This is a genomic window from Synechococcus sp. OH20 (assembly GCF_047502685.1).
Classification (GTDB): Bacteria; Cyanobacteriota; Cyanobacteriia; order Thermostichales; family Thermostichaceae; genus Thermostichus.
The window spans coordinates 235603-258762 of record NZ_JANSIQ010000011.1; the positions used below are offsets into that span (position 1 = coordinate 235603).

19 protein-coding genes are annotated in these 23160 nt (G+C 62.0%); 6 read left to right on the plus strand and 13 right to left on the minus strand.

The window, feature by feature from the left end; genetic code table 11:
• Nucleotides 1–40: 40 nt before the first annotated feature.
• Nucleotides 41–484: a DUF4278 domain-containing protein gene (locus NW826_RS03090; RefSeq protein ID WP_414348340.1), complete on the plus strand. Its 444-nt coding sequence runs from the start codon at nt 41–43 to the stop codon at nt 482–484.
• Between the two features lie 210 nt (nt 485–694).
• Here the strand turns inward: NW826_RS03090 and NW826_RS03095 are convergent, their stop codons facing one another.
• The 4 genes from NW826_RS03095 to glnA all read right to left on the minus strand — a co-directional run bounded on the left by NW826_RS03095 (nt 695) and on the right by glnA (nt 5981).
• Nucleotides 695–2731: a cation:proton antiporter gene (locus NW826_RS03095; RefSeq protein WP_414509402.1), complete on the minus strand. Its 2037-nt coding sequence runs from the start codon at nt 2729–2731 to the stop codon at nt 695–697.
• 191 nt (nt 2732–2922) lie between these two features.
• Complete coding sequence (locus tag NW826_RS03100; RefSeq protein WP_414509403.1) at nt 2923–3651, minus strand: SDR family oxidoreductase; 729 nt, start codon at nt 3649–3651, stop codon at nt 2923–2925.
• A 66-nt stretch (nt 3652–3717) separates the two neighbouring features.
• Nucleotides 3718–4281: a hypothetical protein gene (locus NW826_RS03105; RefSeq protein WP_414509404.1), complete on the minus strand. Its 564-nt coding sequence runs from the start codon at nt 4279–4281 to the stop codon at nt 3718–3720.
• 275 nt (nt 4282–4556) lie between these two features.
• Nucleotides 4557–5981 carry a type I glutamate--ammonia ligase gene (gene glnA / locus NW826_RS03110; protein ID WP_414332953.1) on the minus strand — a complete coding sequence of 475 codons (1425 nt, stop codon included), beginning with the start codon at nt 5979–5981 and terminating at the stop codon, nt 4557–4559.
• Between the two features lie 409 nt (nt 5982–6390).
• Here glnA and trxB point away from each other — a divergent pair, with 409 nt between their 5' ends.
• Nucleotides 6391–7824, plus strand: coding sequence for a thioredoxin-disulfide reductase (trxB, locus tag NW826_RS03115; RefSeq protein WP_414509405.1), 1434 nt, complete (start codon nt 6391–6393; stop codon nt 7822–7824).
• Between the two features lie 132 nt (nt 7825–7956).
• Here the strand turns inward: trxB and purL are convergent, their stop codons facing one another.
• The 3 genes from purL to psaM all read right to left on the minus strand — a co-directional run bounded on the left by purL (nt 7957) and on the right by psaM (nt 12932).
• The gene (purL, locus tag NW826_RS03120) at nt 7957–10242 is read right to left on the minus strand and encodes a phosphoribosylformylglycinamidine synthase subunit PurL (protein WP_414509406.1); all 2286 of its coding nucleotides are present in this window, start codon (nt 10240–10242) and stop codon (nt 7957–7959) included.
• Nucleotides 10243–10253: 11 nt separating this feature from the next.
• On the minus strand, nt 10254–12677 hold the full coding sequence (gene recG / locus NW826_RS03125) for an ATP-dependent DNA helicase RecG (RefSeq protein ID WP_414509436.1): 2424 nt from the start codon (nt 12675–12677) through the stop codon (nt 10254–10256).
• Nucleotides 12678–12839: 162 nt separating this feature from the next.
• Nucleotides 12840–12932: a photosystem I reaction center subunit XII gene (gene psaM, locus NW826_RS03130; RefSeq protein WP_414332959.1), complete on the minus strand. Its 93-nt coding sequence runs from the start codon at nt 12930–12932 to the stop codon at nt 12840–12842.
• 224 nt (nt 12933–13156) lie between these two features.
• Here psaM and glyA point away from each other — a divergent pair, with 224 nt between their 5' ends.
• From glyA to NW826_RS03145, 3 genes are read left to right on the plus strand one after another with little or no spacing between them, the layout of a single operon-like run.
• Nucleotides 13157–14482, plus strand: a complete 1326-nt coding sequence (glyA, locus tag NW826_RS03135; RefSeq protein ID WP_414509407.1) for a serine hydroxymethyltransferase — start codon at nt 13157–13159, stop codon at nt 14480–14482.
• A 24-nt stretch (nt 14483–14506) separates the two neighbouring features.
• On the plus strand, nt 14507–15610 hold the full coding sequence (locus NW826_RS03140) for a glycosyltransferase family 4 protein (RefSeq protein WP_414509408.1): 1104 nt from the start codon (nt 14507–14509) through the stop codon (nt 15608–15610).
• 7 nt (nt 15611–15617) lie between these two features.
• On the plus strand, nt 15618–16241 hold the full coding sequence (locus NW826_RS03145; protein WP_414509409.1) for a hypothetical protein: 624 nt from the start codon (nt 15618–15620) through the stop codon (nt 16239–16241).
• Nucleotides 16242–16430: 189 nt separating this feature from the next.
• Here NW826_RS03145 and NW826_RS03150 read toward each other — a convergent pair whose 3' ends face one another.
• Nucleotides 16431–16958, minus strand: coding sequence for an adenine phosphoribosyltransferase (locus NW826_RS03150; RefSeq protein WP_414427025.1), 528 nt, complete (start codon nt 16956–16958; stop codon nt 16431–16433).
• 179 nt (nt 16959–17137) lie between these two features.
• On the opposite strand from NW826_RS03150, the gene NW826_RS03155 reads away from it, so the two are divergent.
• Nucleotides 17138–17575, plus strand: a complete 438-nt coding sequence (locus tag NW826_RS03155) for a hypothetical protein (protein WP_414509410.1) — start codon at nt 17138–17140, stop codon at nt 17573–17575.
• A gap of 27 nt (nt 17576–17602) precedes the next feature.
• Here NW826_RS03155 and NW826_RS03160 read toward each other — a convergent pair whose 3' ends face one another.
• The 5 genes from NW826_RS03160 to NW826_RS03180 form a co-directional block, all read right to left on the minus strand.
• A complete protein-coding gene (locus NW826_RS03160) occupies nt 17603–19498 on the minus strand; it encodes a hypothetical protein (RefSeq protein ID WP_414509411.1) in 1896 nt (631 codons plus the stop codon).
• A gap of 353 nt (nt 19499–19851) precedes the next feature.
• Nucleotides 19852–21123, minus strand: a complete 1272-nt coding sequence (locus NW826_RS03165) for a peptidase C39 family protein (RefSeq protein ID WP_414509412.1) — start codon at nt 21121–21123, stop codon at nt 19852–19854.
• A 52-nt stretch (nt 21124–21175) separates the two neighbouring features.
• Nucleotides 21176–21733 (minus strand): GDYXXLXY domain-containing protein, encoded by a 558-nt coding sequence (locus NW826_RS03170; protein WP_414332972.1) that lies wholly within the window; start codon nt 21731–21733, stop codon nt 21176–21178.
• A gap of 23 nt (nt 21734–21756) precedes the next feature.
• Entirely contained in the window at nt 21757–22587 is an 831-nt protein-coding gene (gene thiD, locus NW826_RS03175) for a bifunctional hydroxymethylpyrimidine kinase/phosphomethylpyrimidine kinase (protein WP_414332974.1), read from the minus strand.
• Between the two features lie 351 nt (nt 22588–22938).
• The gene (locus NW826_RS03180; RefSeq protein ID WP_414332976.1) at nt 22939–23145 is read right to left on the minus strand and encodes a hypothetical protein; all 207 of its coding nucleotides are present in this window, start codon (nt 23143–23145) and stop codon (nt 22939–22941) included.
• Between the last annotated feature and the right edge of the window lie 15 nt (nt 23146–23160).

Genomic DNA, 23160 nt, shown 5'->3' on the forward strand with positions numbered 1-23160 from the left:
GTGAAGTGGATACAGACCATTACATTTGGAGGCGAAAATCATGGAACTCTCTTACCGTGGCGTTGATTACACCCGCCCTTCTGCCACAGCGGCAGTTTCTCCTGGCAAAGTGGGAGGTCGGTACCGGGGGCTGGACTGGCGGTTCCGCCACCTGAGCAAGCCGGTGGTTTTGCCCACTAACCTGAACCTGCTCTATCGAGGCGTGGCCTATCGTACCGAGGCTGCGGCAGCGCCGGCTCCAGCCGCTCCGGTGATGGCAGCTGCTCCGGAGGCGGGCCGTTCCCATATTCTGGACGAGTTGGCTCGCCGCCTGATGATGGGTCATCAACGCGCGATTCGGATTCGGCAGCAAGCCATGTTGGTGCGCGGCACGGAGCAGGTTGGGCTGCACGTCAATGTGCGCAACTTCTGGAACCGCATCCAAGGAAAGGTGCATCCCACCTTCCGTCTCACCTATGACCGCAGCCGAGTCAGCATGAGCTGACTCACTTGTAGCTGTTGATGCTCTGGCACAAGCCTAAGGATCCCGGCCGGGATCCTTTTTTTTGGGTGCTGTTGACGATGGGGTAGCCCAGGGGAGTGTGGAAACAGGGATCCCAGTAGGCTGCAGGGGGCAGCCACCCTTGGGTCGAGCGGCTCGTGGTGGGTGGGATGGCTGCTAGGCCCGCCGGGGGGATCCGACCCCCGCTGTCGTTTAGAGGGGCTCCCCGACCATGATCAAAGAGCTGGTGAGGCGTTCCAGGATGCGGGTGGTCGTGTCGCTGAAGGATAGGCTCCCGCTGGGGTTGCGCCGCCGAAAAGAGGGCAACACCACCAGGTCAAACCCTTGGGCCTCCTGCAAGAGGGCTTCGACGACATCGTCGCTGGCCAAGACCTTTACCTGGACAGGGCAGCTCAAGTCCGGCTGTTGGGCCAGGGACAAAAGCTGCGCCTCCAGCCACTGGCGATCGCTTTCGGGGGTGCTGGCGAGGCAGATGTGGAGCAAGGTAACCTCTCCCTGGTTGGCGGCAGCCAAGATCTCGGCTAAGCGCACTGCCCGAGCCGCCTGCGAGCGAAAGTTTTCCAGCGCCACCAGGATCCGCCGCAGCTTGTGAGAGGGCTGGAGCAGGCGCGCCACGGCAACCGGGCAATGGGCGGCCCAGAGGACGCTATTGATGACACTGCCGAAGAGGCGGGCCCGCAAGCGGGTGGGATCGCTCCAGCCCATGACGATGAGGCTGGCGTTCTGCTCACGGCTGGCGTGGTTGATCCCTTGGGCAACGTGACTGTCGATGCGGCTGAGGGGGGTAACTTCTACTCCCGAGGCCTGACAAAACTCCACTGCCCGCCGCAGCAGATCCTCGCCGTGTTCTAGAGAGTCCTGCAGCAAGGGAGAGTCCATGTGCAGGTGGCCGGTCGCCACCGCGAGGGGAACCACCCGCCCGCCCTCGTGCTTGGCCAGGAGGCAGGCCATCTCCAGCAGGTTTTCCTCGGTTTCGGGATTGGCCAGCGGCACCACGACCACGTAGGGCGGGGAAGGCGGCGCTGCAGAGGCGGGAGCGACCCCTGCGGCAGATGGAAGCCGACCCTGTTCCTCCTCCATAGCCATTTGCGTGGCCGCCCGACTGGTCAAAATTGGGCCCAGGGTGGCCGTAACCAACATCAACACCACCACGCTGTTGAGCACCTCTGCATTGAGCAACCCCACGCGGTACCCCACCAGGGTTGCCGCCAAGGTGGCCGCCACCTGGGGTAAGGAAAGCGACCACATCATCAGCTTTTGCGCCGGGGTGTAGTGGTAGAGCCACTGACAGAGTTGGGCGGCAGTGTATTTGCTCAGGGTCAACCCCAGCAGGATACTCAACATCAGCCAAAGGGAGCTGAGGGTTTGTAGAAAGGCGCGCAGGTCGAGCAACAGCCCTATATCCACAAAAAAGACGGGGATGAACAAGATGCTGCCGACAAAGACGATCTTTTCTTTGACAGAGCCCTCCCGCAGCACATCGTTCACGGCTAGCCCCGCCAGAAAGGCGCCGATGATCTTCTCTACCCCAATCCATTGCGCCCCCAGAGCTGCCACAAACAGAGCCAGCAGCACAAACAAAAATTGGTTGCCCTCTTCGCTGCCGGTTACACGAAAAAACCGCTGCCCCAGCCAGTCCACCCCAAACAGCACCGCAGCCGCATAGAGCAGCAGGGATCCCAGCAGCCGCATCACGCTCCAGAGGGAAAACTCGCCGCCGTGGATGCCGACGCAGACCGCCAAGACCAGCAGCGCGGCAATGTCGGTGAAGATGGTGCCGCCGATGGTGACCAGCACCGCCTCGTTTTTCACCAGGCCATAGCGGCTGACGATGGGGTAGCCCAGGGGAGTGTGAGAGGCAAACAGGGATCCCAGCAGGATGGCGGCGTTCCAGCCGAAGCCAAATAGCCGCCCAATGGCAGTGCCCACGGTTAGAGGGATGGCAAAGGTCAACAAGCCAAAGGTGGCGGAGCGGTTGCGGGTCTGCCGAAATTGCTCCAGGTCGATCTCCAGCCCGGCCACAAACAGCAGGTAGACCACGCCGATATCCGAGAGCAACTGCACCGTCGGCAGCTTTGAGCTCAGCAGGTTCAGCCCCTGCGGCCCCAGGGCGATCCCCGCCGCCAAAAGGCCCACCAGCCCCGGCAGGCGCAGCCGCTCAAAGAGCAGCGGCACCACCAGGATCACCCCCAGCAGTAGAGCAAACGAGAGGATAGGCTCCTCTTGCAAAAGTGAGCGTATGGCCTCCATCGGCCAGGCCCCTGGCTGGACGTCTCCCTAATTATGGAAGCAATCCTCCCAACTAGCCACGGGGAGACCTCGCCCGCCTCAACCCTCCCTTTCCAGGCTGGGAAAGTCCCTGCTGGCGATCCCGACTTCAGCAGCTTGGGATCCCCCCCATTCCCAGAACTGGGCGAGCCTTAGAGAAACTGGTGGCTTTCCGGCTGCAACACCACCTCGTTGGGCACGGCATTGGCGGGCAGCGTGAGGATAAAGCGAATGGCCTCGGCAGCCGTGGCAGGGCTGAGCATTTTGTCCCGCTGCACCTTGAGGCTGATGGGATCCCAGAAGGGCGAGTCAATGCCGCCAAAGTAAAACAGGGTAAAGCGCACCCCAAAGCGCTTCAGCTCATCGGCCATGCACTTGCTAAAGCCGACCACGCCAAATTTGGCGGCACAGTAAGCTGCAGCCATGGCCATAGGGTGACGGCCCAAAATGCCGGGGAAGTTGAGGATGTGGCCGGATTTTTGCTCCCGCATGGCGTTGGCCGCCAGTTGGCTGGTGTAGAAGCTGCCCTTGAGGTTGACCGCCAGCATCTGCTCCAGGTCGGCAGGGGTAATTTGCGGGGCAGGCTTGAGGATCCCAGCCCCCGCCAGGTTGATCAACACGTCGATCCGCCCGTGCCTTTGTAGGGTTTGGTTGACAAGGGCCTCGACCTGGCTGTAGTCCGTCACATCGGCAGGGATCCCCAGCCCGGAGGCAGCCCCCAGCGACACCGCTTTCTCCGCCAGCGCGCGCAAGGGATCCTCTCGCCGCGCCGCCAGCACCAGATGGGCTCCGGCTTGGGCCAACATAGGCACCAGGGCGCTGCCAATACCCCCTGTGGCCCCTGTAATCAGAACAACCGCCTGGGACAATGAGGAAGACACGTTACGTTTTTTAAACTCTTCCCCTCATCATACCCAGGGAGTGGCCTTGAGGGGCGATCCGGAGGGCTAAACGCGACGCAGCCGCAGTCTTTGCACCCATTCTTCCCCAAAGCGCAGCCAGTCTGGCATTTTTTCTGGACTCACCTGTTGGTCATCCCGCCAAACGATAAGCTGCGGCCCGGATCCCTCGGCACAACAAGGAGCATGTTGCTCCAAAAAGCTAAGAAAACTAGGATCGAAGCGCAGGCGAACCTTGGCCTCATCTTCTCCGCGCAAGAGGTATTTGCGGGAAAACTGAGGGTGGCTCTCGAAGTTGATATCTTGCATGCCAAAGGCCTTGGCAATGTCATGAAACAGGGGAACTTCCGGATGTAGCCGAAAATGAGGTAGCCGTAGATCTTCGCAATAGGCCCAGAAAACAGACTGGAAATGAGTGCCGCGACTCTTGCCCCTGCCGCTGTGGTACTTATAGGTGTACTGATAGTCAAAGGCACCGATCTCACTTCCATCGATTAGCCGCTTGGACATTGAGTTGTAGAAACGTCGATCGTAGCCTTGTTCAAATAGTTCAAAGCCTGCCTGAAGCAAGCGGGAGCGGATCCCTTCGGGTAGCTCCGCTGAAAACGACATGCCCAGGCTCCTGGCTACCTGATCCAAAGCTTCCCGACGCTTCTTCTCTAGATAGTCAGCTAGATAGACAACAAGCGCCAGAAGGCCGATAAGAAAAAACGAGAACAGAACAAAAATAAGCCATTCCATTGTAAACCCTCCCTCCAACCTCTAGACTTCGGCGCTCACACCCAGAATACCTGGGCAGGCGCAAAAAAAGGGGATCCCCACGGCAAAAGAAGGGATCCCGTTCCAAAACCTCATTCGAGAACGAATGTTTTGGATGAAAACCTCGATCAGGCGTCGAAATAGAGCGCGAACTCGTAGGGGTGAGGCCGCAGATTGATGGGGTTGATCTCGTTGTCGATCTTGTACTCGATGTAGGTCTGGATGAGATCTTCGGTAAAGACGCCTCCCTCCAACAAGAAAGCATGATCCTTCTGCAGGTTTTCCAGAGCATCCAGCAGGGATCCAGGTGTGGAGGGGATCTTGGCCAGCTCGTCTGGCTCCAGATCGTAGATATCCTTGTCGAGGGGCTCGCCGGGGTGGATCTTGTTTTTGATCCCGTCCAAGCCGGCCATCAACATGGCCGAGAAGGCGATGTAGGGGTTGCAGGTGGCATCTGGGCAGCGGAACTCCAGCCGCTTGGCCTTGGGATTGTTGCCGGTCACCGGAATGCGAATGGAAGCCGAGCGGTTGCCCTGCGAGTAGGCCAAGTTGACTGGCGCCTCAAACCCGGGCACCAAGCGTTTGTAGGAGTTGGTGGTGGGGTTGGTGAAAGCCAAGATCGCCGGAGCATGCTTGAGCAGGCCGCCGATGTAGTAGAGAGCTGTCTCGCTCAGGTTGGCGTAGGTGCCTTCGCTGTAGAACAAGGGCTGACCATCCTTCCAGAGGGACTGGTGGGTGTGCATGCCGGTGCCGTTGTCGTTAAACAGGGGCTTGGGCATAAACGTCACCGTCTTGCCGTGCTTGCGGGCCACGTTCCGGATCACATATTTGTAGACCATCATGTAGTCGGCAGCGGTGACCAGATCGGCGAAGCGATAGCCCAACTCCCCTTGCCCGCCGGTCGCCACCTCGTGGTGATGCTTCTCGATGGGCACCCCCAATTTGCCCATGGTCAGCAGCATCTCTGTGCGGATATTTTGGTGCGCATCGGTGGGCGGAACGGGGAAATAGCCCTCCTTGTAGCGAGGCTTGTAGCCGAGGTTGCCACCTTTCTCCTCCCGGCCTGAGTTCCAGCGACCTTCAATGGAATCTACAAAGTAGTAGGCCGAGTTTTGAGTTTGGTCGAAACGAATATCCTCAAAAATGAAAAATTCCGCCTCCGGCCCGAAGTAGGCGGTATCGGCAATGCCTGTCGATCGCAGATAGGCGACGGCACGGGCAGCAAGGCTGCGGGGACAGCGGCTGTAAGGCTGGCCAGTGCGCGGCTCAACGATGCTGCAAGTCATGCTGAGGGTGGGCACCTCGAGAAAGGGATCGATCCAGGCCGTCTTGGGATCCGGCACCATGTACATGTCCGACTCGTTGATTGCTTTCCAGCCCCGGATGCTGGATCCATCGAAGGGGAGCCCCTCGGTGAAGGTTTCTTCCTTAATCATCGAGGTGTGGAAGGAGACATGCTGCCAGGTGCCGAAGATATCGACAAACTTGAGATCCACCATCTGGACATTGTTGTCCTGGATCATCTGAAGCACTTCTTGGGGCGTGGATGCCATCGCTCTCTCCTGATTGGGTTGCAGTTAAGACTGGGGAAATTGTGGCTGAAACAAATGGGATCCCAGCGGATGATCCCCGCGCCTCGACTTGGATGGGCCAAAAGCGCTCACCCATCCTAGAAAGGCCAACACCGGCATTTTGTAGCTTCTGATACAAAACTGGCCCGGCTCTGGCCTTCTGCCCAACTGATGAGACAACCTGGGCAAGACCTCTTGCCGCCAGCTCAGGATTAGGCCCGCCAGCAGTCCACACCTGCGTTCTAGATAGGCCAATGCCTCGGCTGCCCCAAGGGAGCGAAAATAGGACTGACGAGCCCCAGCCTCGCCCAGTTCGCCGAATCGTGTTAGGCTAAAGCGTAGTCATTATGAGTTTGATGTAATATCCCTGTTGCAGAAGGAGAGAGAGCGGATGACAGAGCAAAGTCGGATTGAGAATGTGGTGATTATCGGTTCTGGCCCTGCTGGGTTTACGGCGGCCATTTACGCCGGGCGCGCCAACCTGAAGCCAGTTGTGTTTGAGGGCTTCCAGGCGGGCGGGATCCCGGGTGGGCAACTGATGACCACCACCGAGGTGGAGAACTTTCCGGGCTTTCCCGAGGGCATCAGCGGCCCCCAACTGATGAAAAACATGCGGGCCCAGGCACAGCGGTGGGGGGCGGAGCTCTACCCCGAGGATGTCACCTTTGTGGATCTGAGCCAGCGGCCTTTTGTCGTCCGTTCTGACGAGCGGGAAGTGCGCACCCACAGCTTGATCATCGCCACCGGGGCCACGGCCAAGCGCCTGCACCTGCCCGGGGAGGAGACCTACTGGAACCGCGGCATGTCCGCCTGCGCCGTCTGCGATGGGGCCATGCCCATGTTCAAGGGGGTGGAGTTGGTGGTGATCGGCGGTGGCGATACCGCCTGTGAGGAGGCCACCTACCTGACCAAGTTTGGATCCCATATCCACATGCTGGTGCGCAGTGGCAAGATGCGGGCCAGCAAGGCCATGCAAGACCGGGTGCTCAACCACCCCAAGATTACGGTGCACTGGCACACCGAGGCGGTGGAAGTCCTGGGCGACGGCCAGCGCCTGACCGGGGTGAAGGTGCGCAACAACCAGACGGGCGAGATCCGGGAGATGGCGGTGGGCGGACTGTTCTACGCCATCGGCCACAAGCCCAACACTGACTTGTTCACGGGGCAACTGGAGCTGGATGAAGTGGGCTACATTGTCACCCGCCCAGGATCGGTAGCCACCAGTGTAGAGGGCGTGTTTGCCGCCGGGGATGTGCAGGATCACGAGTTTCGCCAGGCCATCACCGCTGCCGGCACCGGCTGTATGGCGGCCATGTTAGCGGAGCGCTGGCTCTCGGAACACGGCTTAGCCCAAGAGTATCACGTCGTCCCTCAGAGCCATCCTGAGCCCAGCCCTGCCACGGCTCCTCCCGAGGCGGAGTCGCCGGGGGAAGCTGCGGTGGCGGAAGCCAGCTTTGCGGAGAACGGCCACGAGGATCTGGACTTCAGTAAGACCTGCCATGAAGGGAGCTATGCCCTGCGGCGGCTCTACCACGAAAGCAATCGCCTGCTGATGGTCAAGTACACCGCTCCCACCTGTGCCCCTTGTCATGCCCTCAGGCCGATCTTGAACAAGGTCATCGAAGAGTTTGCCGACAAGCTGCACGTGGTGGAGATCGACATCGAGAAGGATCCGGAGATTGCTGAAGCTGGCGGGGTCACCTGCACGCCGACGGTGCAGTTTTTCAAAAACAAGGAGCTGGTGGCGCAGGTGGTGGGTGTTAAGCCCAAGTCCCACTATCGGGAGGTGATCCAGGCCAATTTGTCTGAAGCAAGATCAGCTTGAGGTAGTCCCCCTCACCCCCAGCCCCTCTCCCCAAGGGACGCCCAAGCGCTACGCGCCGCTCACGCGACCACCCCCAGCCCCTCTCTCCGAGGCACCCTCACCCCCAGCCCCTCTCCCCAAGGGAGAGGGGAGCTAGGTGTTGTGGTAGGCGGCCTGCAGGGCGGCCAAAGAGACCGACAACAGGGGATCCCCTTCTGCCGTCGTCAAGGCCAAGGGATCGGCAGGGGATCCCACTTGTCCCAGCAGTTGCCACTGGCCGGGGAGCTGTGACTCTAAGTAGGCTTCCCAAGGAGAGCGCTGGGCTGGAGCGACAGAAACGAGGATGCGGCTGGATCCCTCGCCAAACAGGGCCTGATCCCAGCGCAGGGATCCGGGAGCCAGAGAGACACTGGCACCGCGGCTCCCGCTGAGGCAGGCTTCCGCCAGAGCCACGGCCAGTCCTCCCTCGCTGCAGTCGTGGGCGGAGCGCACCCACCCCTGCCGGATGCCGTGGCGGCAGGCGGCTTGCACGCGCTTTTCCAGCTCCAGATCCACGGGGGCAGGCCGACCCGTGACCTTGTTGTAGATTGCCGCCAAATACTCGCTGCCGCCCAGACTGGTAACAGCCTGGGCTCCCAAGAGGTAGATGAGATCCCTTTCTTGCTGCCACCCCTGGCCACAGACCAACTTCAAGTCTGGAAGGAGACCGACCATGCCGATAACGGGGGTCGGGTAGATGGCCTGGGATCCCTTCTCGTTGTAGAGGGAAACGTTCCCCCCTGTTACCGGTGTCCCTAGGGCACGGCAGGCCTCCCCAATCCCCCGACAGGCCAGGGCCAACTGCCAGTACACCACCGGGTTTTCCGGGTTGCCGAAGTTGAGGTTGTCGGTTACAGCCAAGGGCTCCGCCCCCACGCAGGAGAGGTTGCGGGCGGCTTCGGCCACCGCGGCTTTGGCCCCCTCGTAGGGATCCAAATATACCCAGCGGCCATTACCATCGAGGGTGGCAGCAATGGCCTTGCGGGCAGCCTGCAGGGGGGGCACCTCGCCCACGCCAAACTTTTGCGAGCGGATGCGGATAACCGCTGCATCTCCCTGCCCCGGCCAAAGGACAGTGTTGTTTTGCACCTGGTGGTCATATTGGCGATAGATCCAGGCTTTGCTGGCCAGGGTGGGGCGGGCCAAAAGCCGCAGCAGCGCCTCTTGCCACGTCAGGGTTGCCTGATCGAGGTGGATCCCTTCGCGACTGCAGGGGGGTAGGGTGGCGGGATCCCACTGCCACGCTGCCTGGACGTACTCCGGTGGCTCTGGCAGCAGCGGGCGGACGTAGACGGGGGTCTCTTCGGCCAAGGCCCGCGCCGGCACTTGCACCACGCAGGTTCCGCGGTGCCAGATCTCCACCAGCGGCTCGGCAATGACTTCTCCGGCCACGCTGGCCTGCAGGCCCCAGCGGTGGAAGATCTCCATCACCTCCGCTTCGCGACCTTTTTGCACCACCAGCAGCATCCGCTCCTGGGACTCCGAAAGCAGGTACTCCCAGGCGGCCATGCCGCTTTCCCGCGCCGGCACCCGGTCGAGATCAAAGCGGATCCCTACGCCGCCTTTGGCGGCCATCTCCGCCGTGGAGCAGGTGATCCCGGCCGCTCCCATGTCCTGGGCGGCCACCACGGCTCCCGTGGCAAAGGCCTCCAGGCAAGCCTCGATGAGACATTTGCCCAGAAAGGGATCCCCCACCTGCACCGCCGGCCGATCCTGCTGGGAGTCCTCCTTGAGCTCGGCGCTGGCAAAGCTGGCCCCGCGGATCCCGTCCCGCCCCGTGGGGGCGCCCACGTACAAGACCGGATTCCCCACCCCCCGAGCTGCCGATTTCACCACCGCCGGCGTCTCCAGCAGCCCCAGAGCCATGACGTTGACCAGGGGGTTGCCACTGTAGCAGGGATCCACGGCCACTTCCCCCCCCACCGTGGGCACCCCCACGCAGTTGCCGTAGTGGGCGATCCCCTCCACCACCCTGGCCATGAGGCGGCGGTTGCGGGGATCCGTCAGCGGCCCAAAGCGCAGGGAGTTGAGCAGGGCAATGGGACGGGCGCCCAGGGTGAAGATATCGCGCAGGATGCCTCCCACGCCGGTGGCCGCTCCCTGGAAGGGCTCAACCGCTGAAGGATGGTTGTGGGATTCAATCTTAAAGGCCAGCCAGTCCCCATCCCCCAAATCCACGACGCCGGCATTTTCCCCCGGCCCCACCACCACCCGCTCGCCTGTGGTGGGAAAGTTTTTCAACAGAGGGCGAGAGTTCTTGTAGCAGCAGTGCTCCGACCACATCACCCCAAACATGGCCAGCTCGGTGGGGTTGGGATCCCGGCCCAGTTGCTGCTGGATCTGGTGATATTCCTGGGGGGAGAGGCTGTGGAGCGTCAGCTCTTCAGGGGTAGGGGGCATAGGCACCAAGGTTAAGTCAACAAAGCCGGCCCCAAAAGACGGGCCTGGCGTTCTTCCAGTATGCGACGCAGGCGGGGCCACTGCTGCAGCCGTGGGTCTTGGGCAATGAGCTGCTCTGCTGCCTGACGGGCCAACTGCAGCACCTCTTGGTCATCCATGAGGCTGGCCAGAGCAAAATCGGGCAGCCCCGACTGGCGGGTGCCCATCACCTCCCCAGGGCCGCGGAAGCGCAGATCCATCTCGGCAATGAAAAAGCCATCGTGGGACTGCTCCAGGACTTTTAGCCGGCGCAGGGCCTCTTCGCTTTGGGATCCCGTCATTAAGATGCAGTAGGCCTGGTCGGATCCCCGCCCCACCCGCCCCCGCAGTTGGTGGAGCTGGGAGAGGCCAAAGCGCTCGGCATGCTCCACCAGCATCACCGAGGCGTTGGGCACATCCACCCCCACTTCCACCACTGTGGTGGAGACGAGGATATCCAGCTCCCGCCGGCGGAAAGCTTCTATGACGGCGTCCTTCTCGCTGCTGGTCAGACGCCCGTGCAGCAGGCCCACCCGGAACTGGGGGAAGACCTTCTCCTGCAGGCGCTGGTGCTCTTCAATGGCGGACTTGAGATCCAGCTTCTCGGACTCTTCAATCAAAGGCAGCACTACGTAGGCCTGCCGCCCCTGGGCAATCTCCCGCTCCATCAGCCGCACCACCTGCAGGCGATCCCCCGGTCGAGCCACCACCGTGTGCACTGGCTTGCGCCCCGGGGGCAACTCGTCAATTTGGGTAACATCCAGATCCCCGTGCAGGGCCAGGGTAAGGGTGCGGGGGATGGGGGTGGCCGTCATGGTCAGGACATCGGGGTGATCCCCTTTCTGCTGCAGGGCAGCCCGCTGTTCGACGCCAAAGCGGTGCTGCTCGTCGATAACCACCAAGCCCAGGTTGCGAAACTGCACCGCCGGCTGGATGAGGGCATGGGTGCCAACCACTAGGGGCAGCTCCCCGGTCTGCAACTGCCGCAGGATCTCGCGCCGCTTGGCGGGGGGTGTGGAGCCGGTCAAGAGTTCCACAGGCACTTGCAGTTGGCTGAGCCACTCCACCAGCTTGCGGTAGTGCTGCTCGGCCAAGACCTCCGTGGGAGCCATGAGGGCCGTCTGCCAGCCCGACTGGATGGCCGCCAGCAAAGCCGCCACCGCCACCACAGTTTTGCCGGATCCCACATCCCCCTGCAGCAGGCGGTTCATGGGCAAGGGATCCCGCAGATCCGCCAGGATCTCGTCGATGGCCCGCTGCTGGGCAGCGGTCAGCTGGAAGGGCAGGATTTGGTAGAAGCGGTCCAAGAGCTCTCCTCTAGCTGGCTGGTAGCGGGGGACAGCCTGGGCCTGGGCGCGGTAGCGCTGCCGCCGCTGCAAGAGGCTAAGTTGCAGGTAGAAAAACTCGTCGAACACCAGCCGCCGCCGGGCCTGGGCCAGCAGCTCTTGCGTCTTGGGAAAGTGGATCTGCTGCAGGGCAAGGGGCAAGTCCAACAGCTGCAACTGCCGCTTCAGGGGCTCCGGCAAGGGATCCTCCACCAAGGCAGCTGCCGGCAGGGCGAGCTGGACGGCTTTGCGCACCAGATCGGCGGGGATCCCTTCTGAGAGGGGGTAAACGGGTAGGATCTTGCCCAACCTCTCCAGATCCTCGCCCTCTCCCCCCAGCACCTCCAGTTGCGGGTTCTCCAGTGTCAAGCCCAAGCGGCCCTTTTTCACCAGACCGCTGGCCGCCACCACTGCCCCCTTGGGGTACTGCCGCTCCAGGGCTGCCTGCCAACTGCGCTGGGCAAATTGCCGCCCGCTGTAGAAGCGGCTGAGGGTGACTACGCCGCTTTTGTCGGCAAGCTTGAGGTTGAAGATGGTCAGCAAGGGGTTTTTGGGGCTGGTAAAGCAACTGCAGCTTTTCACCGTCCCCACCAGGGTAACCGTCTCCCCCACCTTGGCCTGGCGGATGAGCACGCGGCGGGAATAGTCCAGGTGATCCCGTGGGAAGTAGTAGAGGGCATCGCGCACAGTGTGCAGGCCCAGTTGCGCCAGTTTCTCCGCCGACTTGGGGCCAATGCCCTTGAGAAATTGCAGCGGCTGCTCCAAGCTAAGGCCCTTGGGCAGGGGCAAAGCAGGGCTAGGGGGGGCAGAGTGGGCTTGTTCTTGCTGGCGCCGCAGCCGCTCCAGCCAGCGGCGGGTTTCCGCCACCAGGTGCTGCCGCTCCGCCAGCTCTAGCTGGGGGTAGAGGCGATAGCGGGATCCCAGTTCTTTCCACCGCCGTCGCTCTTCCCCATCCAGGATCCAGCCAGCGGGGGGATCCTGGCCAAACACGCTCTGCAAAAATTGGGAGAAGGTCTGCTCTCGCCCCCGCAGGTCGGTAAACCCCACCTCCGCTTCCAGAGAAAGGGCGCGCTGAACCCGCTGTAGATCCACCTGGCTCAAGTTGCTTCTGGGTTGGCTGCCGGTAGTATCCTTTATCCAACTTTAGCCAATGGCAAAGCGTCCCAGGCGCAGCCCCTGGGCCTCAACTCAAAAGGGCCTGCTCTATAGGACAGGCCCCCGGATCCAGAGCAACCTTATTCTTCCAGATGGAAACTAGCTGCGGGCCAGGGCGGATCCCAGCAGCACGGCCATCACTGCCGGCACCAGGGCAATGGCCAGGATGGTGAAAACTTGCGCGTCGGTCATAGCCAACTCCTAAAACCCAGTGCTGTAAACCTGCCCCTCACTTTACCCCGGCTGGTGACCAGACCTGGGGCCCAAAAACATTCTTTACAAAGCGGCCTTTGGTTCTGCGCTTAGCCGCTGCGGGATCCCCTGGCCTGTGTTACGATGTTGCTTCGCAACGCTGTTGCGACCGCAGGGTAATTCTGGCCTTTTTTTTCTTTGCAACGTTTGCTCTTGGCGTCACCATGGTAGCCGCCCCCCACAGCCTAACCACTCCCCGGGACAACCTGGCCATTTTGGCCGAAACGGATCCCATCGTTTACCGCCTCATCCAGCAAGAGCTTAAGCGCCAGCGGGATCACCTGGAGATGATTGCCAGCGAGAACTTCACCTCGCCGGCTGTCCTGGCGGCCCAGGGCTCGGTGCTTACCAACAAGTATGCGGAGGGTCTACCCGGCAAGCGCTACTACGGCGGCTGCGAATTTATCGACGAGATCGAACAACTGGCCATCGACCGCGCCAAGCAACTGTTTGGGGCGGCCCACGCCAATGTCCAGCCCCACTCCGGCGCCCAGGCCAATTTCGCGGTTTTCCTGGCTCTGCTGCAGCCAGGGGACACGATCATGGGCATGGATCTGGCCCACGGCGGCCACCTTACCCATGGCTCGCCAGTCAATGTCTCTGGCAAGTGGTTCCGCGTGGTGCACTATGGTGTGGATCCGCAGACGGAGCGGATTGATTTTGACCAGGTGCGGGATCTGGCCCTGCAGCACCGGCCTAAGCTGATTATCTGCGGCTACTCCGCCTACCCGCGGACAATTGATTTTGCTGCCTTCCGCGCCATTGCCGATGAGGTGGGGGCCTATCTGATGGCAGACATTGCCCACATCGCTGGCCTGGTGGCCACTGGGCACCACCCCAACCCCGTGCCCCTCTGCGATGTGGTAACCACCACCACCCACAAGACCCTGCGGGGGCCGCGCGGGGGGCTGATCCTCACCCGCGACCCGGAATTGGGCAAAAAGCTGGACAAGGCGGTGTTCCCCGGCAGCCAAGGGGGGCCTTTGGAGCATGTCATTGCCGGCAAGGCAGTGGCCTTTGGAGAAGCCCTGCAGCCCAGCTTTGCCCAGTACTCAGCCCAGGTCATTGCCAATGCTCAGGCACTGGCAGCAACGCTGCAACGACGGGGCATCCGGTTGGTTTCCGGGGGCACCGACAACCACCTGATGTTGCTGGATCTGCGCTCGGTCTCGGCAGTGCTGGAGAAAAACGGAGCGGCGGATTCGGTGATGACGGGCAAGCGGGCGGATCGCCTGATGGAGGAGATCCACATTACCGCCAACAAAAACACCATCCCCTTTGACCCGCAGCCGCCCTTTGTGGCCAGCGGCCTGCGCCTGGGATCCCCGGCCTTGACCACCCGCGGCCTGGGCGCAGCAGAATTTGAGGAAATTGGGGAAATTATTGCCGATTGCCTGTTTCAACCGGGGGATCTGGCTGTGCTCGAAGACTGTCGCCGGCGAGTGGCCCAGCTCTGCCGCCGTTTTCCGCTCTACCCCCAGTTGGGATAACCGCAGTCCTCTCCGCGGCTTGCCATGCCCTACTTGGTTGCCTTTTTGGCTGCTGCCTGTGTGGTTCTGTGGGCAACCCCAATGGTGAAGGCGGTCGGGATCCGCAGCGGCCAGTTGGATTTTCCCGATGAGCGTAAGATCCACCGGCAGCCGATGGTGCGCCTGGGGGGAGTTTCCATCTTTTTCGGCAACCTGGTGGCGCTGCTCTTGCTCTGGGGAGCAGGGGCGTTCGCCGGCTTGCGCACCGAGCAAGAGTACGAGATCTGGGGGGTGACGATCGGCGGCGTTTTGTTTTTTTTGATTGGCCTGGCCGACGATCTGTTTCAGTTGTCGCCCTTTTCCCGCCTGGCGATGCAGTTTGGGGTGGCTGCCGCCGCTTGGGGAGTGGGGGTGCGCATTGAGTTCATCAACCTACCGCGCCTTGGCCTCTGGCCCTTCCCGGTGTGGTTGAGCCTGCTGGTTACCCTGCTGTGGCTGGTGGGGATGGCCAACGCCATCAACTTCATGGACGGCCTGGATGGGCTGGCGGCAGGGGTGTCAGGGATCGCGGCAGTCGTGATGCTGATGGTAACGCTGCTGCTGGATCGGCCGGCGGCGGCGATGCTGGCGGCAGCCTTGGCAGGGGCCTGCCTGGGCTTTTTGCGCTACAACTTCAACCCGGCTCAGATCTTCATGGGAGATGGGGGAGCCTACTTTTTGGGCTTTACCCTGGCCGGGATCGGGGTCATTGGGGTGGCCAAGGGGGTGACCACGCTGGCGGTGGCCCTGCCGTTTTTTATCCTCGCCGTGCCAATCCTGGATATGTCTGCCGTCATCCTCAAGCGGCTGGCCAGGGGCAAGTCCCCCTTTCATCCCGACAAGGGCCACTTGCACCATCGCCTGCTCAAAGCCGGCCTGTCACAGCGGCATTCAGTGCTCTTGATCTACGCCATGACCCTCTGGGGGGGATCCCTGGCCTTGGCCTTGGCCGGCCTGCCGGCAGGGGGCACCTACCTGGGCGGCGCCTCGCTGCTGTTGGCGGGAGTAAGCTGGGGGGCCTGGCAACGCCAGCGTCAGCGGCAACGGTCTTTGGCTGCTGAAGATACCGAGGTTCAAGCAACAGATTCAGTTAATTCAAAAAAGGATTAAGCCTGGGTTGTTCCCAGCCGCCCGCCTGCCTAGACTGGAAGAGATCTCCTCTGCCGCCTTGATGATGCGTCCTACACCGGAGCTGGCGGCCCTTTTGCGCCGCACCGCTGATCGCCTACAGGCCCAGCACTGGGGCTTTTGGGATCGCGAGTACTGCTGGCGGGATAGTACTCGCTGCAATTGCGGCCTGCTGGTGCGGGAAGCCCTGGGCTGGAATCAGCAGCAGCTTAGCCTGCGCATCCACCGCGGCACCTGGCGCTCCATTGCCCAAACGGCCTACCGCACTGCTGCCCTTGTCCTGAGGGATCCCTGGGAAGCCCAGTGTGAGGCCACGGGCCTGCGGCTGGGATATGTGTTCGAAAAAATGGCAGAGCTGGGGTTTGACCAGCCAGAGGACTTTGCCGCCCTGGAAGAGCTGAGCGATCCGGTTATCTTGGCCCGCCTGGCTGCAAAAGGGGTGGAGCCGCTGCGGCGCGACCAGGCAATTCATGTGGCCCTCTACATGCGGGAGCTAGCCGACTGGATTGAGGAACAACTGCAGGCGCAAGCTCAGCTCAGCCACCTGACCCAACCTCTGCCCAAAGCCAAAGCACCAGAGGTGGGCGTCCGCCAGCCGCTACACCTGCGGTGAGGTTGCCTACAAAGCGCTCTGGTGCCCTCATCCCCAGCCCCTCTCCCAAAGGGAGAGGGGAGATGGGAAGCATAGCAAGGCCGTCGCCCTGCTATCTGCAGCCCAAGATGAGGGGTGTAGAACCGCGCATCCAGGCCCAACTTCCTGCCCACAGGGATCCAGAAGAATTTCCTCGTTCTGTTTGGGAGTTCAGTTGGATTCGTCCACCATCACCACATGGGTGGGGATCTCAGGGGGCAGGAGCTTGCGGCCCGACAAGAAAGCCAGCTCGATCAAGAAGGCAAACCCCCCCACCTCAGCCCCGCTCTGGGCCACCAATTGGGCGGTGGCGGCGGCGGTGCCCCCGGTGGCGATGACATCATCTACGATCACCACTCGGTTGCCGGGGCGCAGGGCGTGGGCATGGAGTTGCAGCTGGTCTTGGCCGTATTCCAGGCTGTAGATTTGGCTGAGCACCGGCGGCGGCAACTTGCCCGGCTTGCGAACCGGGACAAATCCCAAACCCAGATGCTGAGCCAAGGCAGCTCCTAAAATAAAGCCGCGCGACTCGATGCCCACCACATAGTCCAGGGATCCCATGGCAGCGGTGCCGGCGGCCAATTGTTCAATAGCAGCCCGGAAGCCTGCTGGATCCTGCAGCAGGGGTGTCATATCCCGAAAGAGGATCCCGGGTTTGGGAAAATCGGGCACCAAGCGGATGAAGGCGCGCAAATCCATCCTGTTTTCCTCGTTGGCCAGCGGCTTGCAGAAAGCACGCAACCCATCATACCCACTTAGCTTAAGGGCAGATGGGATCCCTTTTTGTCCGTTCGGCAGCGGGGAAGATTTTTTATAATTGGCAGGGCTGGGAGCCGCGGCTTACCTGGTCTTTCTGTTCCTGACCTCGGAGACTTCTCATGCGCTATTACATGGCCATCGACTCCAATCCCCTGGCAAGTTTGCCGCTGGCTCTGTTTGGGGTGGGCAGTGAGTCGGCTTACGTCGATCTGCTGCAGGACAAGTTAACTGTCCGGGCGGGCAACCTGTTCAACGAAACCTTCTCCCTGAGTGAGTTGGGACAAGGGGAGCGCTTCTCTTGGCCCTGGTTCTACGGCCTGGGCGTGCGTACCGATTTCCAGGGGCTGGTGGGCGCGGTAACCAGCACCCAGGGGGTGGTTGCCATCCCGCTGCTGCAGGAAAAGACCCTCTTCATCCCTCTGCTGGGGCCGCTGGGTCTGCAAGTACCCTGCAAAAAGCTGGTCTTCAGCCTCAAGGATCCAAACACGTTCCTGGCCAACTTCAATCAGGGTCGCCCCGAGGTGAACGCCGGCCCGAAAAATCTGGTGATTGAGTGAGTAAGGGATCCCCCAGACGGCGACGGGTCAAGGGCCTACAGGAGTTGGGGTAGCGGGCCCAGAGGCGACACGGCTTATGCGACGCAAGCCCGGCAAGCCAGGGTCCACCACCACCACACTGCCATCCGGTAAGACCACCAAGCCGGCAGGCTGCTGGAAGCGGGCCGCCGAGGTGGGGCCGTCCTGCCAACCAGGCTCATTCTGTCCGGCCAGGGTGGAAACTTGTCCCCCAGGCTGAAGCCGCCGAATGCGCTGGTTATCTCGGTCGGCCAGCCAGAGGACGCCTGAACTATCGAAGGCCAGCCCGGCGAGAGAGCGAAAACGGGATTCCGCCAGGGGGCCATCGCGGTAGCCCGCCTCTGGATCCGATTGGGTGGTCAGTTGTCCGGCAACAGACAACAGGCGCAGGCGATGCTGATCGGCAATCCAGAGATTCCCTTCCCTGTCCACCGCCAGGGCCGTGGGCTGCAGGAGCTGGGCCCGCTCTGCCGGGCCATCGGCGGATCCCGGCTGGCCGGTGCCGGCAACCGTGGCCACCTCACCTGCAGGGGTGATGCGGCGGATGCGGCGGTCGGCACGGTCGGCCACGTAAACGCTACCATCTGAACCCAAGGCCAGGCCAAAGGGCTCGCGAAACTGCGCCTGGTCACGCTCCCCATCGCGGTAGCCGGCTACACAAGTGCCGGCAAAGGTGGTTACCTGCCGCTGAGGGCTGATGTGGCGTAGGCAGTGGTTGCCGCTGTCGGCCACCCACAATCCCCCTTTGGGATCCCAGAGCAGCCCCTGTGGGGAGTCGAACTCAGCTTGGTCGGCTGCTCCGTCGCGGCGGCCTGCTTGGCCTGTGCCGGCCCAAACTTCCAATTCCCCCTCTGGAGAAAGCCGGAAAATCCGGTGCTGAGCTGGGTCGGCTAAGTAGAGGGATCCCTCTGGATCCACGGCAATGCCCCCGATCTGCTGTAGGTAGATTCTGGACTCGCTGCCGGTGTTGCCTGACGGATCTGCTGCAGGCGCCGTGCGGCCATCCAACAAGGTTTCCACCACCCAAGCCGACGCTGCCGGAGCAGTGGGAGTGGGGGCGGGAGTCGCCACAGGCCAATCATAGACCAGTGTACCCAGCCCCTGCCCTGCAGCATCGGCAACAGCGACCCAAACGGAGCCGGAAAGAGAAGAAGGCGGCATCACCGCCAGACGGTCACCGCTGCGGGAGCGGATCTCCCCCCTCAGGAGGCGCTCGGGATTGGCGGCTGAAGCAAACAAAACCGTTTCTGCCCGCTCCAGATTTTCTCCCGACAACAGCAGCGGCTGGCCAGGCGCCGGCACCCCCGAGCCCGTGTGCAGCAGCGGCACCCCCACCTCGGAGAGCACCAACATGGCCAGGCGGCGATTGGCCCCGCCAGAGCCCCCAGAGCGGGCAGAAAGGGTCAGGGATCCCTTTCCTTGCGCCAAGGTGGTGGATCCCCGGTAGGCGACGGCGCTGAGCTCCGCTTCGCCGGCGGGCGGGTTGGTAAAGGTGAAGGTGGCCGGTTGCCCTGGGCGCAGGGGCGCGGTGGCGGTCTGGCGATAGCTGCCCAGGGTAATGCTCAAGTCGATCCCTTCCACTCCTGGCCAGGTGGGGGTGCGGGCCAGCCAGCGATCCACCTCTGAAGCCGGGAGCTGGGCCACCAGATCGGATCCCTGTTCCTGGAGCAGCAAAACGATGCGATTGTTGGGCACCGCCAGACCCGCTTGGCGGGCCTGTTCGAGCGTGAGGGCAAAGGCGGAGGGGGTGAGGGGAGTTGGAGTGGAAACCGGCTGCAGGGCAGAAGGGGGAACGACGCTGGGAGACAAATTAGAGGAAGAAAGCTCGCCGCAGGCCGAGAGGGCCAGCACCAGGGCACTCAGCGCCGGCAGAGATAGCGGTGCAGGGGAAACCCGTCGTGGCATGATGCAGCTTATCCTCTCCCCCAAACTGGGAAATGGCGGGAACCCAAACCTCCATATCTGTCTTCCTCAGCGTACGAGCTGGCGAAAACTGCCCAGCACCTTCCCTGCTGCAGGAGCCAGCCCGGCCAATGCCTCAGGCCCTGAACTGCATTTCTATTCATAACCAACTGCCCTCACCCACAGGTGAGTTACACTCCTCACTCTTTACATCCTTACTCAAATCCCCGCCGAAAAGCCAGATGGCAGTTGGGTGCTTGCCAAGTTGTGTCTGCGTTTGTTCGCTCGATGGCCAGAGACGGGATCCCAGCCTCTTCAAGCAGAAGCATCCGGCACGGTGGGAGACTGTCGCTAACCTATGGATCTGGAATTGGCCACCCTCGCGGATAAATCAAATAGACAGTACCCCCGGAGTGTGCCAACCACAAAGACTCCAGCTGGTCGCGGCGGTAGGTGCGGCGAACTTCTTCATTGGTCTTGGCCGCCGGATCTTGGAGGATGGGATCCCCTTGGCTATCGAACCCCACCAGGACTGCCAGATGGCCGTTGCTGCGGGGGAGCGGCGCCCCCTCCAGCTCTCCCTCACCCCAGGCATAGCTGAGGATAGCCGGCACTCCTGCTGCGATCCAGGCTTCTGCCTGGGCCAGGCTCTGCAGCCGCGCCACCACGCCGGCCAAACCTCGCTCGGCCGCATGAGCCACATTGAAAGCCCAGTTGCCGTGGCCCTGGTAAACCCGGTCGTACACCCCGGCCACCGCGGCGCGCACCAACGGCTCACAGGGGCGGGGATCCCGCTGCCAGTAGGCCATCACCATGGCCAAAGCGGTGGGGCTGCACCAAGCTGCTCCCCCGTCGGGGTACACCATCTGGGAACACAAGGGCAGATCCAAGACCTGGCCCCAGCGGCTGGGATCCCCAGGGGAGAGGTGGCTGGGCTGGGCCGGCTGGTTGGAAAAGGCAACCGCCACCTGATCCACCAGGGGAGAGCGGCCCGCCTCTTGTGTGAATAGGCGCACCCTGACCTGAAAAGCCTCTGCCCCGTTGTGGGTATCCTTGAGCACCAACAAATCCGTGTTTAGGTTGCCGTCCTCATCTGCCTGCCCGCGCACGGAGTGGCTGGCCAGGGTGGCCGGATCGGCGGCCCACACGCCGGCGTGATACCACCGGCTCCAGCGGCTCTGCAGCTTGGCGCGGATCCCCACTTCCAACCAGGTGCCGGGGGGCGTAGTGGCATTCCAGGAGACGATCGCCTCCACCAGAGGAAAGCTGGCGGGAACTTCCGGGCTGACGGCTTCTCCCACCCAATAGCTGCCGGGGGGATAAAAAGGCCGGCCCTGAAACGCCGACTCAGGTGCTTCAGAGCTGACTGCTTGCCGCCAGCCCTCTGGATCCAAGAACAATTGCCCTTGGGGGTTCAGCCGGATCCCGCGGGCTGACCAGTCCTGAAAACCTTGGGGGGCCTGCCAGCGCTGCAATCCGGTGCGATAGGTGGAGTGGGTCTGGGTTTGCATCAGCAAGAGTCCTGGAGAAATTGGAGCCGGCTGGGCCAACGCGGGCAGGAGCAGTACAGCCGCGCTGACCAGCCCAAACAGCCCTTGCCAACCGCTCTGGCCTTCTGCAACCCGCATGGTCGGCTTGCCCCCATTAAAAGCCGGACACAATGACTCTGCAAAAGGGCATTTAGTAGCGGCGCTCTCTTACCCAGAGGCCAATCAACGCTGCCTTGCCCCAGGGATCCACTTTCACTTCTGCCCGCGTGGCTTCGGGATAACGCCGAATATCCTCTTCCAGGACATCTCCCACCGCTTCGGGAATAAAAAATTCTTCGATGCCAAACTTGAGCCGCCACCCGTCAAACCGGCCTCGCAGCACTTTCTCTTCAGGCTTCACGTCTTTGGGCATGTCCCGGCTGACACCGATGGCTTGCCAAGGTTGAGTTGGATCCCCGCCGGAGGGAGCTAAGCGCAGATACAGGATCCCTGGTCTGTCCAATTCAGATGACCAACCCGGCAGTTGTTCCAGGGTGGAGCGGCGATCGACGACGTAACCCAGGGTCACGTACCGGCCCCGCAAGAGGTCATAGGGATCCAGAGGGGCCGTTTGCAAGTAGATCGTAGTTCCGGTGGCGAGGGTCAGCGCCTGCCGAGCCGGTATCAGCAGAACAATGCCCAGTTGCAGCAGCAGGGCCAGCCAAAACCGCCATTGGGGCAGGGATCCCTTCTTAAAAAGATTCGACATAGCCAGAGGGAGCGACTTCTCTCTTATGGCACAGGTTTGTCGACCTCGGACAAAAGCGGGTAGAAGTGTCCCACCGGCCCCTGCCCCGCGCCAATGGCCAAGGGATGCCGCAGCGCTTCTGTTACATAGGCTTTGGCCGCCAGCGTAGCCGCCAAGGGATCCTTGCCCCAGGCCAGTTGCGCCGCAATGGCCGCCGAGAGGGTACAACCGGTGCCGTGGGTATGGCGGGTGGGGATCCGCTCCGTTTTCAGCACTTCCAGCCGCTCGCCATCGAACCACACATCCACCCCCTGCAACTCCCCCGGCATGCCCCCACCTTTGACCAGCACCGCCCCACAGCCCAAATTGCGGATCCGCCGGGCCGCCGCCTCCATATCTGCCAGCGACTGCAGCTCCAGCCCTGCCAAAATCTGGGCCTCGTAGCGGTTGGGGGTCAGCACCTGAGCCAAGGGGATCAGCCGCTCGCAGATGGCCTGAATGGCCTCATCGGCCAATAACTTAGCTCCCGTGCGAGACACCATCACCGGATCCACCACCAGCGGCCGCAACGCCCAGCGCTCCACCTGCCGGGCCACCTCCCCCACGATCTCGGCGTTGAGCAACATGCCGGTTTTGATCCCTTGCACCCCGATGTCCTGCACCACCGCCTCAATCTGGGCAGCCACTGCCTCCGGCGGCAGGGGATCCACCCGGGTAACCCCCAGGGTATTCTGGGCGGTCACGCAGGTCAGAGCGGAAGTGCCGTGTACGCGCTGGAAGGCAAAGGTACGCAGATCTGCTTGAATGCCCGCTCCGCCACCGCTGTCGGATCCAGCGATGGTGAGGGCGACAGGGGGATGCTGCTCGGCCAACATTGGAGCCGGAGTTGGTTCAGATGTGGGGACAGACATTGGCCAAACGACAAAAACTGCCGAGGGTACCGATAGTCATTTCCATCAATCGATATCGATCATCTTTTCAACGTAGCAGTGAAACTGTTGGTTCCCGATAGTCTGAGACCGCTGAGGTATTGGGAAAACGCTTCCAGACGCCCGTCAAGAAGCCAACCATAGTCATTTCAAATATCAAATGGGTTCGTCACGTCGTTATTGCTACGCAACGCTGTCACGAACCCGCCGCTCTAACTCCCCTCTCCCTCTGGGAGAGGGGTTGGGGGTGAGGGAGTGTCTGAATCGGGTTTGAAATAGCCATAGGAGTGGGCTGTTCTAGCCTAGATCTGGAGAGCCATCCGCGGTGGTAGCCACCACCTCCACCCAAGCCCTCTCCCCCTCCACCGCCGTCAGGCTCCAGCGCAATAGGGAGGCTGGCCGCCCCAACTCCTCGGCCACTTGCTGGAGAAGGGATCCCTCCAGTTGAGAGGCAGAAACCGGCCAACTCAGGGGCAAAGACAGGCGGAGAAAATGCAGCTTCACAGGCTGTCGAAAACC

Bases quoted from the DNA above. Each gene is read 5' to 3' on its own strand.
- glnA (WP_414332953.1), bottom strand. From the start codon at position 5,981: ATGGCATCCACGCCCCAAGAAGTGCTTCAGATGATCCAGGACAACAAT.
- trxB (WP_414509405.1), top strand. From the start codon at position 6,391: ATGACAGAGCAAAGTCGGATTGAGAATGTGGTGATTATCGGTTCTGGC.
- purL (WP_414509406.1), bottom strand. From the start codon at position 10,242: ATGCCCCCTACCCCTGAAGAGCTGACGCTCCACAGCCTCTCCCCCCAG.
- NW826_RS03170 (WP_414332972.1), bottom strand. From the start codon at position 21,733: ATGTCGAATCTTTTTAAGAAGGGATCCCTGCCCCAATGGCGGTTTTGG.
- NW826_RS03165 (WP_414509412.1), bottom strand. From the start codon at position 21,123: ATGCGGGTTGCAGAAGGCCAGAGCGGTTGGCAAGGGCTGTTTGGGCTG.
- thiD (WP_414332974.1), bottom strand. From the start codon at position 22,587: ATGTTGGCCGAGCAGCATCCCCCTGTCGCCCTCACCATCGCTGGATCC.
- psaM (WP_414332959.1), bottom strand. From the start codon at position 12,932: ATGACCGACGCGCAAGTTTTCACCATCCTGGCCATTGCCCTGGTGCCG.
- NW826_RS03105 (WP_414509404.1), bottom strand. From the start codon at position 4,281: ATGTCGTTTTCAGCGGAGCTACCCGAAGGGATCCGCTCCCGCTTGCTT.
- glyA (WP_414509407.1), top strand. From the start codon at position 13,157: ATGGTAGCCGCCCCCCACAGCCTAACCACTCCCCGGGACAACCTGGCC.
- NW826_RS03155 (WP_414509410.1), top strand. From the start codon at position 17,138: ATGCGCTATTACATGGCCATCGACTCCAATCCCCTGGCAAGTTTGCCG.
- NW826_RS03140 (WP_414509408.1), top strand. From the start codon at position 14,507: ATGCCCTACTTGGTTGCCTTTTTGGCTGCTGCCTGTGTGGTTCTGTGG.
- NW826_RS03090 (WP_414348340.1), top strand. From the start codon at position 41: ATGGAACTCTCTTACCGTGGCGTTGATTACACCCGCCCTTCTGCCACA.
- NW826_RS03150 (WP_414427025.1), bottom strand. From the start codon at position 16,958: ATGGATTTGCGCGCCTTCATCCGCTTGGTGCCCGATTTTCCCAAACCC.
- NW826_RS03160 (WP_414509411.1), bottom strand. From the start codon at position 19,498: ATGCCACGACGGGTTTCCCCTGCACCGCTATCTCTGCCGGCGCTGAGT.